This is a genomic window from Shewanella sp. SM87 (assembly GCF_025653705.1).
GTDB lineage: Bacteria > Pseudomonadota > Gammaproteobacteria > Enterobacterales > Shewanellaceae > Shewanella > Shewanella oncorhynchi.
On sequence record NZ_JAKKSC010000002.1, the window covers coordinates 226,695 to 239,823 of the forward strand.

A 13,129-nucleotide genomic window follows, 5' to 3' on the forward strand; every position below is an offset into this window, starting at 1 on the left:
GTGATTATTACGTCGGTTGGGTTTGACAAGTTCGCGCCAATGCTGAAGATAGGAGAGCTGAAGTGGTGCCCACTTTCTCTCTGAGCACGGATAAGGAAATAAATTAGATGGTCTCTGTTCGCGAAGCGCACTTTAATGATCCCGATTTTCACTTAGAAGATTGGGTAGCTCGCTATGTCGGTCATGCCGATGAAGCGCAGATGCTGCTCTCTTTGATAGGGCAGATTGACGCCTTACCCGCCAAGAGTCCTGCGGCGAAGAGAGAACTGCTCGAACGTGCTCGAGAGATGATTGAAATCCTCGCACCGCTAAACATGGACATTGAAACCCTGCAAGCGGCAATTTTGTTTGTGGTGCTCGATGCTGGGTTATTGACCGAAGAAGCCATCCAAGAGAAATTTGGTGAGCCGCTGGCGCGTTTAGTCGCGAGTGTCGTGACCATGAACGCGATTGGCGCCTTGAAAATCAATCCTAATAGTCGTTCAACCGAGCCGCAAATCGACAATATCCGCCGCATGTTATTGGCTATGGTTGAAGATGTGCGCGCTGTGGTGATTAAGCTTGCCGAGCGTGTGTGTTTACTACGGGCGGTGAAAAATGCCGACGAAGAAACTCGCGTGCTGCTGGCCCGTGAAATTGCCGATATTTATGCGCCGCTGGCTAACCGTTTAGGGATTGGGCAATTGAAGTGGGAGCTGGAAGATATTTCTTTCCGCTATCTGCATCCTGATACCTATAAAGACATTGCTAAACAATTAGATGGCAAACGACTGGATCGTGAAGTCTTTATCGACAAGTTTGTCAGTCAGTTGCAACAAAGGTTAGATGAAGATCAAATTCGCGCTAAGGTCTACGGCCGACCGAAACATATCTACAGTATCTGGCGCAAGATGAAGGGCAAGCACCTCAAATTTGATGAGTTGTTTGACGTGCGCGCCGTGCGTATCGTGACCGAACGTTTGCAGGATTGTTATGGTGCATTAGGCGTAGTGCATACGCTTTGGCACCATATTCCACGGGAATTTGACGACTATGTCGCTAACCCTAAACCTAACGGGTATCAATCGATTCATACCGTAGTGGTGGGGCCTGAGGGCAAAACCGTTGAAATTCAAATTCGTACCCAAGACATGCATGAAGATGCAGAGCTTGGTGTGGCCGCGCACTGGAAATACAAAGAAGGCAATCATTCCGGTAAACAAAGCGGTTACGAAGAAAAAATTAACTGGCTGCGTAAAATTCTGCAATGGCAGGAAGACGTGGTCGAAAGTGGCAACTTGGTCGAAGAAGTGCGCAGCCAAGTGTTTGAAGACCGAGTCTATGTGTTCACCCCAAGCGGTGAAGTCGTCGACTTGCCACTGGGCTCAACCGTGCTCGACTTTGCCTATTACATTCACTCCCAAGTAGGGCATAAATGTATTGGTGCTAAGGTCGATGGCCGTATTGTGCCGTTCACCTATCAGGTTGAAACGGGCGAGCGTATCGAGATCATCACCTCGAAACAGCCCAACCCCAAGCGCGACTGGCTTAACCCTAACTTAGGTTATATCCGCACCTCGCGGGCGCGTTCGAAAATCCAGCATTGGTTTAAGCAGCAGGACAGAGACAAGAATATTGTCGCCGGCAAAGAAATGCTCGAATCTGAATTGGCGCGGGTGAGCCTTAAAATTAAAGACGCGGCCATCGCGGTCGAGCGCTTTAATATGGCGAGCATGGATGACTTGCTGGCGGCCATTGGTGGCGGTGATGTGCGTCTGCATCAAGTGGTTAACCATATTCAAAGCCGTCTGCGACTCGACGAAGTATCAGAAGAAGATGCCGTCGAAGAGTTAGTTAAGAAAGGCCAACACAAACCGACATCCAGTGGCCGTGGTCAGGTTGAAGTCAACGGTGTGGGTAACTTGCTTAACCATATTGCCCGTTGTTGTCAGCCAGTTCCCGGTGATGAGATCTTAGGTTTTATCACTAAGGGCCGTGGCATTTCTGTGCATCGCGCTGATTGTGAACAAGTTAAAGAGTTAATGCGGGTTCACCCAGAGCGCGGTGTCGATGTGGTCTGGGGCGAAAATTACTCCGGCGGTTATCGCATGCGTCTGCGGGTATTAGCCCACGATCGCAGTGGTTTATTGCGTGACTTAACCTCAGTGCTGGCTGCTGAAAAATCCAATGTACTAGCCATGAGTTCGTCATCGGACACTAAAAATCAGACAGCCGCGATTGAGTTGGAACTGGAGCTTTATAACCTCGATGGTTTATCGCGAGTGTTATCTAAACTGACCCAAGTCGATAGTGTGATCGAGGCAAGACGGCTTTAAGTTTCGCAACGCCTTTCGAAGCAGTAAGTATCTAGAAACCATCTAGAAGCTAGAAAGAAAGTAATCAAGGATTAGGGCGGCAGGATGAATTTCACCTGCCGCCTTTTTATTTGGCTTATTTTTATGGAAATTGAGCTGCATGACTTGTTAGTTTAGTTGCGGTGTTCTTAGTGTTAGCCTGATATCACCCATACAGGTGTACCATGGCATTCACTCTCCGACACTGTGGATAGAAGCCTAGGGATTCTAAGCTTATGAACGAGCTATGGAGGGCGAATATTTCGAGTGAACCAAAGTAATTAAGAAAGGGACTCCTTGCACCCACTTGATTTTGGAGATGACGCATAGATCGTCATGTCCATAAGCAGAAAAAGGTGATGACGATGGCCGCAATCCACGTCAGGAATCGCTGTTGAGCAATTCACTTCGAGCTTTCAGCCAACATTATTCTCATGGTCATGCAGACGCCCTGCGTTATTTGTCTTTTATATCAGTCACTTTCTATCCGGCAATCCCAAAGGCGATGGCGCTCACCGACAAGATAACAATGACTGCCAAACCAACATCCAACACGTTAGGAAGTTTGCAGTAATAAAGCACATCATCAATTTTCCCAAGGATGGTCAACACCAGAAAGTTCGACTGTGGAATGACCTGAAGTTGCGGCTCAAAAACCTTTACCGCCAGCTTGCCACTCTCGACCGCCGCCTCAATGCTCCACACATCCGCCGTCGTTTTGGTGTGAGCGCCAGCAAGAACAAGGTTGGGTATAGTCGTCTTTTGCTGTGGTAGATATTGTTGGGTGTGGGTTGAGTTCACCCATTTGGGCTGCGCCGATGTTATGCCTTCAGGAGAAAACGCCCATTCATGCCAAACGGTGATTTTTACGATGGAGAAATCTTGCCAACTTTTACCGCCGTTAGCCTTTTTGACCAATTCATCGAAGGCATGACTCTGTTTTAATTGAAATAACACTTCATCAAGGAATTGCTCCTCAGTGCATTGCTCCAAACAAAGGCCATGGACTGGGCCAGGGACTTTTGAAACACAAGCGGTGACAGTCCACAGTGATTGAATGTCGTCCCCCAGAGAACTCGACTCTCCCCACGCTTGTTCCTGAGAAAACAGTGTCAGGTTAAAAGCGGAGTCTGAAATAACCAGCGCGCATCGTTTTCTCGGCCAAGACATTGGTTCTTTGAAGCCAATTCTGAAGGACACTTGGGTGTGCGGCCCCTGTTGTACCAAGGGTTTAAAAAGATTGAGTTGCGGTTTATTTTGAAGCAGCGGGGTTCTGTCTAGAACATCTGCCGCAGAAAAGGGATTGAGTGCGAGGACATAGATATCAGCCTGAACGGTTTCGCCATTGGCGAGCTCTGCCGCTATGATGCTGTTATTCTCAAAACACAAACGATGAAGTGAGGTCTGCCAATGAAACTCGACTTGCTTTTTCTTCAGATAATCGACCCATTTATCAAACCAAACTTCACTGCTGGGCCCGTTAAGCAGCAACCATCCCATACGGGCCTTGTGTTCCCACGGCCCGCCTTCACTGTCTGCTTGATGATGATAACAATACTTAGTGACCAATTGCTTACGGAAAAAATGCGCCACATGATGGAAAGAAACATGACACCAGTCAGAGCCCACCCAAGGGCCAAAAGTGGAACTCCAGGTGCTCAGTGTCGAAGCGGCTAAATAAGGTCGCCAAGCTTCTTTCGCATTGATATTGCTGTACTTTTGGCTACTTCGGGTATTTGAACACCATGCTTTCCCATTAGCCAACACCACAGCCATTTTTCTTTGGTCGTCATACTAAACAGGTTTTCCACATCGACATTGCCGGAGTGAAAGTCACCAAAGTGAGCCGAACCTGAGTTAGGCGCTAAGCCAAATACCACTGGCCGTGAAAGAATGTTGTCATAGAGACTGGAATTCTCATCAAAGGGGATTTCCTTGATGAGTTCGAAAAAATTGTTATACCAAGGGCCCATTCCATGCCAAGAGTATTCAGAAGGCATACCCTGATCTTCTTTCCTTCTGGCACTTCTAAAAAAACCACCCGCATCCGCATTCGCCTCGTATACCTTGACTTTATACCCAAGTTTTGCAAATTCATGCGCTGCCGTTAGTCCGGCAATACCACCACCAAAAATAGCGACTGTTTTCGCTTCTGTGGATGATTCTGTGGATTTAGAGATAGCTTCAACTAACATTTAGCACCTCTTAACATTATCGTCGTTTGTGTCTAACGTGCTTTTAGGGGGGGATTTTATGCTTTCATGTTTCTTGTCATCGAGCCAATAACCGGGGCGACCATAATGATTGTAAATATGCATTTCCGTCTTACGATCCGCTGGCTCCGTTGGGTTATACGGCGGAGCGTCTTTCACTGCCTGTCGTGTCAGATTGACAGACGCCTTGGCATCGGGCCAACTCACATCTTCGATCCAATCAGCAGGAATCAGCACTTGATGACCTAGCCACCAGTTACTCGTATTCACTATCAGGTATCGAATGGCCCAAGTTTCTTCATCGATAAGCAGGTCCTGTATGTGGCCAATGTCACCATCGGTCGCATGAATGCGGTAGTCGATTACTGCCTGACAACTACGCAGATGAATGTCGTCATCTTGGTGCGGCTCGGCTTTAGTTTGTGCATTAGTCTTAGCCGCTTCTGGATGTTCGACATCAGGTGGAGACGCTAAGCCGACGTAGCCCGTCAACATCATATTCGGATACACACCCCCGCCCCACATCCCGTCACCGCCCCAATAATAGGGATAGCCGTAGTACTCAAGTAAGCGAATTTCTTGCTGTCGAGAGACAGGTTTTTGGGTGCTGATGTCGGGGCTGTTCTCGACTTGAACTTTTGTGATAGATACGGGCAGCAGCTTGTCCGCCCAATTAGCTTGGCCTATCGAGATAGGCGAAATCAGTACTTTTCTACTGGAAAGCCAAGTGCCAGTGTCAACAACGAGATAGCGAATGCACCAAGTTTCGTCATCGAAATAGACATCTTTAACATGACCAATGTTGCCATCTGTAGCACTGATGACATAGTCCTCCATATTCTTAACTGTGCGTAACATAAGCACTGTCTCCTTTGAATGTTTGTTTTCCTAGAGGGTCGATATACCTATGTAGTATGCAAAAGCGGCGACGCTGTCCGTACGCTATCTAACGTAAGTATCATTTTTGTGGAAGTGACGAACTGCCAGATGCCTAAGTCGCCGAGTTCGCAGCCAAATCCAAACTATTAGTGGGTGCGTGAACGCACTGACACCAGACCGCTGGTCATTTACCATAGAAAGACAATCGGTAATGTTAAGGGCTGTGGGAAACATTTTTAGCGGGCGATATGAACACACCAATTAAAAAATGAATTTTAGCGACAGATCTGGCGCTGGTGTTAGTACCGCTTAGCCACATGGCGCTGGCTGATACCGTGTCTCAGGAGATGAGTTATTTCAGTGTCGCTTGCAGGGTAATCTCTTCAACACCAGCAAGGGCCTTCGATACCGGGCAGTCACACTTTGCCGCAGCCGCAATCTCTTGGAATTTCGCTTCGTCGATGCCCGCAACCTCTGCGCTCATCGTCAACGCGATGCGGTCTATAACAAAACCTTCGCCTTGTTTAGCGAGACGCACACTTGCCTTGGTGTCGATATTGGCGGTGGCAAACCCTGCCTTGTCGCAGGCGAATGAAAACGCCATCGTAAAACACGCGGCATGGGCGGCAGCTAGTATCTCTTCAGGGTTCGTGCCACGACGGTCATCCTCGAAGCGGCTACCGAAGCCGTAAGGATATTGCTTCAGTGCACCGGTCTCGGTACTTATTTTACCTTGGCCTTTCTTACCTTGACCTTGCCATTGGATAGTTGCGATTTTTTCAATCATGGTGTGTCTCCTAAATCATGGTGTGTCTCCTAAATATCAAAATTGCTTAAGAAGGGTTTCATTTTCGACGCTAATGATTGGGCAAATTGAGACGACTTATATTACCAACCTATGCCAGTCTGGACTTGACCATAGGTATCCGTCTGTACGGTATGCAACAGTAGTTCAGGCCACCCATTTTAAATTAACGACCTAATGTACTTTCGGTTTGCCTACAACCTGTTCTGGCTAAAGTGGTTTGAATGAGAGTCATCAAAAGTAGCTGGACTGCATCTGAGGCAAAAAACGTGCTAATTCATTTAAAAATGGTGTATTTCAGACATGCTAACTCCCGCCCATTATACGAATGGGCAGTGACTGGGGGATTACATTGGATGGTGGTTAGTTAATATGAAAGTGCTGACAGCTTGCTGCATAGTGCCGTCGTCGTTTTTCTAAGTGTTCACAGTAATCGGTTAGTTTTTGGAGTGTTCCCACTGGGCCATGAAATAGCTTGTCAAACTCGGTAGTGAGTTTAAGCCAATTGTCATAGGGAATATTTAATTTTGTCAGTAACTTGGCGCTATTTTCACTAATAGTTCTACGTTTATCATTGCGGATGATTCGGCCTGTATCACCCACCAATTCGAGGTAATCTATTAATGAAAACGTAATCCCATTGGGCTGGTTATCACATTCATTACCGATAAGAGGCAATAGTATTGTTGGGCCGCTCACCTTTTAATGCTGCCCGAATGCTAGTATGGTCGGATTGTTCTGGAGTGTCAGTTATTTGGGCTCTGATAGGGACTTTCTTTTAATAAATAAATAGTTATCAACGTAGGTCATACAGGCTAAAACGACGGCTTTATCCAGTAGAGCTTCTGACTTAAAGCACCCATCCTAAAACCTGCCTGTACAGTTGTCTCCTCGCGAGTGTTATCGAAACTGACACAAGTCGATAGCGTGATCGAGGCAAGACGACTTTAAGGTTCGCAATGCCTTTCGAGGCGATCGGTATCTAGAAATCATCTAGAAGCAAGAGATAAAGTGATCAAGGATTAGGGCGGCAAGGCGAATTTCGCTGGCCGCCTTTTTTATTTGGTTTTTTATGGAAATTGAGCGGGATTACCAGTCAATTTAGTCGTTGTAAGCATAGTGGTTGCTGCAAGCCACTCATTATGGTTTGCCATGGAATTTGCTCCCCCGACGCGCAGCCAGTCCATCCGTGGATGCTCGACCGCCCCGTCCATGGGGCGGACGGTCGTCTTGCAAATCACCATGGCGCACCTTTCACGTATCAGCGTAACCAGTAGGTTCAAAAATTAAGTCATGAGTATTTTGCTAAATTGTTCAACCTGATTAGGTTTGAGTGAATTCATTCGATAGAACATAAGCGACTTTTGGACAAAAGTGAGTTAGACCATTAGCTCAAATGAGTGAGTTGCGGATTAAAATTTCTATGGGTAACGCTCAAAGCAGCTGCGCGGTACGCGTCGGCTGCCTTTGCTTGTTAGGGCTTTATGCCAGGTTAAATACGACATTGCCCGATTTAAATTGTTTTAGTTTAATAGCCGACTCATTTAGCATCGTCTCAGCACCAGTTAACAACCAAAAGTTCTTAACGGTTTGAGCTGCGGGTTTTTCTGATTTTTCGTTGTAGCAAACCAGCGTGTTGACACTACGTTTTTTGAGCCAACTTCTTAATTTTTTGTACAGTGCTTCAACAGCCTGATGTGAAGAGAAGTTGTAAGAACCTTCCAGATCAGTTGAAGCAATAGCAATACGGCCTGACGTAAGGATTCCATCTTCTAGGATGCTTCGCTGATATTGGATAAAACCATCATCGAATAGAATCTCATCGAAGTGTTTCCCCTGCTTGATACTTACCCCATCGATACTGAGAAGGTGATTATCAAAGGCTACATGATCATCTTGATTCATAAAGTATTGAAACTCACTCCGCATCTCGATTCCTTTGTAGCCCTAACATTTTATTAGTGCGCATGCGCGTTTACCTCATTAGACCAGTAAAAACGCGCACTGTTAATTACTTGTAATAAAAGGAACTTATCAGCTTTTTTTCAAATACACCATCTGGAAAAACGCGCATGCGCGTTTCCCAAACCTATTAACTAATTTTGGTAAAGTATATGCAAATGATTTTAAAGGGTTTTATTAATTTTAGGCTGGATAAACACGCAAACAAATGAGTTTAAAATCGCTCAAAATACTTATGATTTAAATACGACGGTATACTTGTACAGTTTTGACAAATCGCAGGTGACTTGTGCCAAGCGAGAGATATAGATGAGAATTTTTAGGGCACAAAGTCCGTTTGTTGCGACGCCACTAACAACTTGCTAACTCATTTCGGGGCAATAGCTTTTTAGCTAAACGAGCAGCGAGAGGGTTAGTTAAGATTGGCATTGTTGCACCAGTGACCTACTAAAACATGTTTTAGTAGAGCCCTCAGGGATGCTTCTTTTAAAATAAATAGGCGGCGAGTCACTGGGGACACAATGACAATGAATATCGCGCAACAGGTAATGCAACAAGCTTTGGGAAAATATGTGCAATCGTCAATATTGCAAGCCGGATCTATGAGAACAAACTCGACAACATATTACTGCCCCCTGCTTTTCCCAATCCCAAGTTCTGGTTAATCAACAACACCATGCTAATTGATCATGAATATGGTTCATGTTCTATGTGAAATAAAACCGTTTTTGTTCATGTGCCGAACCACGTATAAATGACTCCAAGCGAAATATTAGACAAGCTTGAAGTTGCGCCTAGCTAAGCCATCGGCACTTAAGTTAAATAGAACCTCAGACAGAACACGAATAATATCTATCAGAGTCGGGTCGAGAAGCTAGAAGCGCAGGGCATAAACTCAGGTTTGAAATCAGACAATGGGATACTGGATCACTATGAATAAGCATTTTACATTTACGATTAACAGCATTTGTCTTGATGAAAATTATCATCCCTCAGACAAGACGCGTATCACGACCAACTTTGCTAATTTGGCCAGAGGCAGTCATCGCCAAGCGAACTTACGCAACGCGTTAAAGATGATTGATAACAGTTTTAATGCCTTAGCGCATTGGGATAACCCTAAAGGCGAACGTTATAGCGTCGAGTTGGAAATCATCTCCGTTAATTTGGATATTGACGGCAGTGGTCAAACCTTCCCATCGATTGAAGTATTGAAAACCAATATTGTTGATCATAAAACCAATAAACGTATTGAAGGTATTGTCGGCAATAACTTTTCATCTTACGTACGCGATTATGACTTTAGCGTGTTACTGGCAGAACATAATAAGGGCCAAGCCAAATTTAGTATTCCAGATGATTTTGGTGGTCTACATGGCAAGCTATTTCAGTCTTTTGTTAATTCTGATGCTTACAAACAGAATTTTAATAAGCCACCGGTTATCTGCCTCAGTGTGTCGGATAATAAAACTTACCATAGAATTGAGAATCAGCATCCCGTATTAGGGGTTGAATATCAGCCAAATGAATCGTCTTTAACTGAGCAATATTTCAAAAAAATGGGCTTACAGGTGCGCTATTTTATGCCGCCAAATAGCGTGGCGCCTTTAGCTTTTTATTTCTTTGGTGATTTACTCAATGATTACACCCATCTTGAGTTGATAAGCACCATCAGCACTATGGGAACTTTTCAAAAAATCTATCGCCCTGAGATTTATAATGCCAATGCTGTTGCAGGAAAATGCTATCAACCTAATTTGAAAAACTTGGATCATTCACTGACTCAAATTGTTTATGACCGAGCTGAACGTAGCCAATTGGCGAATGAGCAAGGCAAATTTGCAGCGGAGCACTTTATCAAACCCTATCAAACGTTTTTTGAACAATGGTCTGCTAATTACTATTAGTCGCTCTGAGCCTAATCGTCACGCTCAATAATTAACCCAATACGGCATCATTATTATGACAACACGACTTAATAAAACCCTGATTAACAACAGACTGTTACCGACTTCAACGGCAGGCAGTTTGCCTAAACCTTTATGGCTTGCAGAGCCTGAAACACTTTGGTCTCCATGGAAATTGCAAGGAGAGGAATTAATTACCGGTAAACACGATGCACTGCGTTTGTCATTACAGGATCAACAGCTAGCAGGGATTGATATTGTCAGTGATGGCGAGCAAACGCGGCAACATTTTGTCACTACCTTTATTGAGCACCTCAACGGCGTTGATTTTTCAAAACGTAAAATCGTTAAAATTCGTGATCGCTATGATGCGAGCGTGCCCACGGTTGTCGGCCCAGTGAGCCGCCAAAAGTCCGTGTTTGTTGAAGATGCCAAATTTTTACGCAAGCAAACCACGCAACCGATTAAATGGGCGCTGCCAGGCCCTATGACCATGATAGATACGCTTTATGATGACCATTATAAAAGCCGAGAAAAGCTTGCTTGGGAATTTGCCAAAATTCTTAATGAGGAAGCCAAAGAATTAGAAGCGGCGGGTGTTGATATTATCCAATTTGATGAGCCCGCCTTTAATGTGTTTTTTGATGAGGTAAACGATTGGGGCATTGCCTGTTTAGAAAGAGCCATTGAAGGGCTTAAATGCGAAACGGCGGTGCATATTTGTTATGGTTACGGCATCAAAGCCAATACAGATTGGAAAAAAACCTTGGGCTCAGAGTGGCGCCAATATGAAGAAGTGTTTCCTAAACTGCAAAAGTCTAATATCGATATTATCTCGCTAGAATGTCACAACTCCCATGTGCCAATGGAGCTACTTGAACTCATTCGCGGTAAGAAAGTCATGGTCGGCGCGATTGATGTTGCCACCGACACGATTGAAACCGCTGAGGAAGTGGCTGACACCCTACGAAAAGCCCTTAAATTTGTCGATGCCGACAAGCTCTATCCTTGTACTAATTGCGGCATGACGCCTTTATCTCATCAAGTCGCAAGAGGCAAGCTCAACGCCTTAAGTGCAGGCGCAGAGATCGTCAGAAAAGAACTCTTGGCATTAAGATAAGACGCATTAAGTGTTGCTGTCTGTTTTACAGCAGCATGTTTTATAGCAGTATGAGTCTAGCTTTGTTGAAAAGATATCGACGTAGGTATTAAAAAAACGGGATTGGCAAATTGATGCCAATCCCGTTTTCATTTCTAAGCTCATGCATTTAGTGCTTAGGCTTATGCATTGTCTTAGCGCTTATTGGCCAAGCTTTGGCGTGCGTGGCGGGATCATGCGCCTGTCACCTGTTGACTCAAATGCACCTGCAAATTTAAGCAGGTTATTATCGTCATAGGCGCGACCGGCGAAGGTCAAACCGACTGGCATGCCAATATCGGCCATCACGCCCATAGGCACAGTCACAGTCGGTACCCCTAAGTGACGAATCGCTAGGTTACCGTTAGCAACCCACACTCCGTTGCTCCAAGCGATATCGGCTGAAGCCGGATTCACATGCGCATCGGCAGGGCCGACATCTGCCACGGTGGGGAACAGTACGGCATCGAGCTTAAGCTCGTCCATCCAGTCTTCGAGATCTAGCTTACGAGTCTTCTCTAAGCCACGCAGACCATCGGGAATACTGTCGATCTGGTCATAGGATTTAAGACCACGCTTAGCCATGTTGACGTACTCTTCCATGCCTGCCGCTAAGTCACCTTCACGATTTGGCAAGGTGCCTAAATCGTGTGGGAAAATCAGATAGCCGTTAACATCTTCAAGCTTGTTGAGTTTAGGGTCATTGTTAGCACGCAGGAACTCATCGAACGCCCAACCCGAGAGTTCCCATAATTCATCATTGAGGAATTGAGGCGAGACGATACCGCGGTTAAACACGGTCGGCGCGCCGGGGCGATCACCTTCACAATTTGAAACCAGCGGGAAATCCACTTCAATCACTTCGGCGCCAGCAGCTTCTAAGGCTTTACGAGCCGCTTCCCACAAATCGATAACCGATTGGCGAGTGTGGATACGTTGGCCCGTTGGGCCACCGATACCTGGGTTTTCGCTGGTTCCCGCCAATTCATCCTTATTGATGTACATGCGCGGCACACCAAAACGCTTACCCTTAAGTGTGTCTGCGCTAGCCGCCAGCGCCAGATAAGATGCTGGACGGACACTTGATGCTTTAGGAATTTGGACCCAAGGTTGCAGACGCCAGAGATCGCCACGGGTGATAGGATCGTCGGCCACAATCACATCCAGCACTTCAAGCATATCGGCCATAGTGCGGGTATAAGGCACGACGACATCCATGGTCGGCGTTAACGGCCAGTTACCGCGCACCGAAATCACGCCCCGTGACGGAGTGTAAGCACACAAACCGTTATTGGACGCAGGACCTCGACCGCTCGACCAAGTTTCTTCAGCAAGACCGAAAGCCGAATAACTTGCCGCCGTGCCTGTGCCCGCCCCATTAGAAGAGCCCGAAGCGAATGGTGCAGTAAGATATTCAGCATTGTATGGGCTTTCAGCGCGGCCATAGTGACCACGCTGCATACCGCCATTGGCCATAGGTGGCATATTGGTTTTGCCTAGGCAAATGGCACCCGCGGCGCGTAGGCGCTCAACGGCGAAGGCATCGTACTGCGCCACTAAATCCTTAAAGGCAGGGCTACCAGACGCCGCCGTCAGTCCCTTCACCAAATAGCTATCCTTGGCGGTATACGTAATACCCTCAAGTGGGCTCAGTATTTCACCACGGGCGCGGCGCGCATCTGACGCCTCAGCTTCTTTGAGCGCATCGGGATTGTGTACCACTAACGCATTGAGCTTAGTCTTTGTCGCAGGGCCGTCATACGCCTCAACCCGCGCGAGATACGACTTAACCAACTCCACTGCGGTGGTGCGGCCAGATTCGAGCGCAGCACGCAGCTCGGCAATGGAAACTTCAGTAACTTCAAACATCTTGCGCCCTCCCGCAGAAAGCC

At 46.3% G+C, this 13,129-nt stretch carries 9 protein-coding genes and 1 pseudogene; 3 read left to right on the forward strand and 7 right to left on the reverse strand.

Translation table 11 applies throughout. From position 1 onward, the window contains the following. Positions 1–107: 107 nt before the first annotated feature. Positions 108–2,315 (forward strand): GTP diphosphokinase, encoded by a 2,208-nt coding sequence (gene relA / locus L5M11_RS02615; protein ID WP_028761378.1) that lies wholly within the window; start codon positions 108–110, stop codon positions 2,313–2,315. A gap of 501 nt (positions 2,316–2,816) precedes the next feature. Here relA and L5M11_RS02620 read toward each other — a convergent pair. The 6 genes and pseudogenes from L5M11_RS02620 to L5M11_RS02645 all read right to left on the reverse strand — a co-directional run bounded on the left by L5M11_RS02620 (position 2,817) and on the right by L5M11_RS02645 (position 8,135). After that, positions 2,817–4,097: an FAD-dependent oxidoreductase gene (locus L5M11_RS02620; protein ID WP_263191264.1), complete on the reverse strand. Its 1,281-nt coding sequence runs from the start codon at positions 4,095–4,097 to the stop codon at positions 2,817–2,819. After that, complete coding sequence (locus tag L5M11_RS02625; RefSeq protein ID WP_263191265.1) at positions 4,007–4,528, reverse strand: FAD-dependent oxidoreductase; 522 nt, start codon at positions 4,526–4,528, stop codon at positions 4,007–4,009. Before L5M11_RS02625 ends, L5M11_RS02620 begins: the two co-directional genes overlap by 91 nt. Beyond that, positions 4,529–5,404, reverse strand: coding sequence for a PRC-barrel domain-containing protein (locus L5M11_RS02630; RefSeq protein WP_263191266.1), 876 nt, complete (start codon positions 5,402–5,404; stop codon positions 4,529–4,531). It abuts the gene before it with no gap. Positions 5,405–5,777: 373 nt separating this feature from the next. Beyond that, positions 5,778–6,212 carry an OsmC family peroxiredoxin gene (locus L5M11_RS02635; protein ID WP_263173259.1) on the reverse strand — a complete coding sequence of 145 codons (435 nt, stop codon included), beginning with the start codon at positions 6,210–6,212 and terminating at the stop codon, positions 5,778–5,780. A 381-nt stretch (positions 6,213–6,593) separates the two neighbouring features. Further along, positions 6,594–7,118, reverse strand: a pseudogene (locus tag L5M11_RS02640) (transposase); the annotation flags it as partial. A 594-nt stretch (positions 7,119–7,712) separates the two neighbouring features. Further along, positions 7,713–8,135, reverse strand: coding sequence for a hypothetical protein (locus L5M11_RS02645; RefSeq protein WP_173497763.1), 423 nt, complete (start codon positions 8,133–8,135; stop codon positions 7,713–7,715). A 989-nt stretch (positions 8,136–9,124) separates the two neighbouring features. On the opposite strand from L5M11_RS02645, the gene L5M11_RS02650 reads away from it, so the two are divergent. Further along, positions 9,125–10,099, forward strand: a complete 975-nt coding sequence (locus tag L5M11_RS02650; RefSeq protein WP_263191267.1) for a DUF1852 domain-containing protein — start codon at positions 9,125–9,127, stop codon at positions 10,097–10,099. A gap of 55 nt (positions 10,100–10,154) precedes the next feature. After that, entirely contained in the window at positions 10,155–11,219 is a 1,065-nt protein-coding gene (locus L5M11_RS02655) for a methionine synthase (RefSeq protein ID WP_168822931.1), read from the forward strand. A 180-nt stretch (positions 11,220–11,399) separates the two neighbouring features. Here L5M11_RS02655 and L5M11_RS02660 read toward each other — a convergent pair whose 3' ends face one another. Beyond that, complete coding sequence (locus L5M11_RS02660) at positions 11,400–13,106, reverse strand: amidase (RefSeq protein WP_263185697.1); 1,707 nt, start codon at positions 13,104–13,106, stop codon at positions 11,400–11,402. Positions 13,107–13,129 lie beyond the last annotated feature (23 nt).

Excerpts from the sequence above, each read along its gene's own strand:
- relA (WP_028761378.1), top strand. The coding sequence starts at position 108 with ATGGTCTCTGTTCGCGAAGCGCACTTTAATGATCCCGATTTTCACTTA.
- L5M11_RS02625 (WP_263191265.1), bottom strand. The coding sequence starts at position 4,528 with ATGTTAGTTGAAGCTATCTCTAAATCCACAGAATCATCCACAGAAGCG.
- L5M11_RS02630 (WP_263191266.1), bottom strand. The coding sequence starts at position 5,404 with ATGTTACGCACAGTTAAGAATATGGAGGACTATGTCATCAGTGCTACA.
- L5M11_RS02635 (WP_263173259.1), bottom strand. The coding sequence starts at position 6,212 with ATGATTGAAAAAATCGCAACTATCCAATGGCAAGGTCAAGGTAAGAAA.
- L5M11_RS02645 (WP_173497763.1), bottom strand. The coding sequence starts at position 8,135 with ATGAATCAAGATGATCATGTAGCCTTTGATAATCACCTTCTCAGTATC.
- L5M11_RS02650 (WP_263191267.1), top strand. The coding sequence starts at position 9,125 with ATGAATAAGCATTTTACATTTACGATTAACAGCATTTGTCTTGATGAA.
- L5M11_RS02655 (WP_168822931.1), top strand. The coding sequence starts at position 10,155 with ATGACAACACGACTTAATAAAACCCTGATTAACAACAGACTGTTACCG.
- L5M11_RS02660 (WP_263185697.1), bottom strand. The coding sequence starts at position 13,106 with ATGTTTGAAGTTACTGAAGTTTCCATTGCCGAGCTGCGTGCTGCGCTC.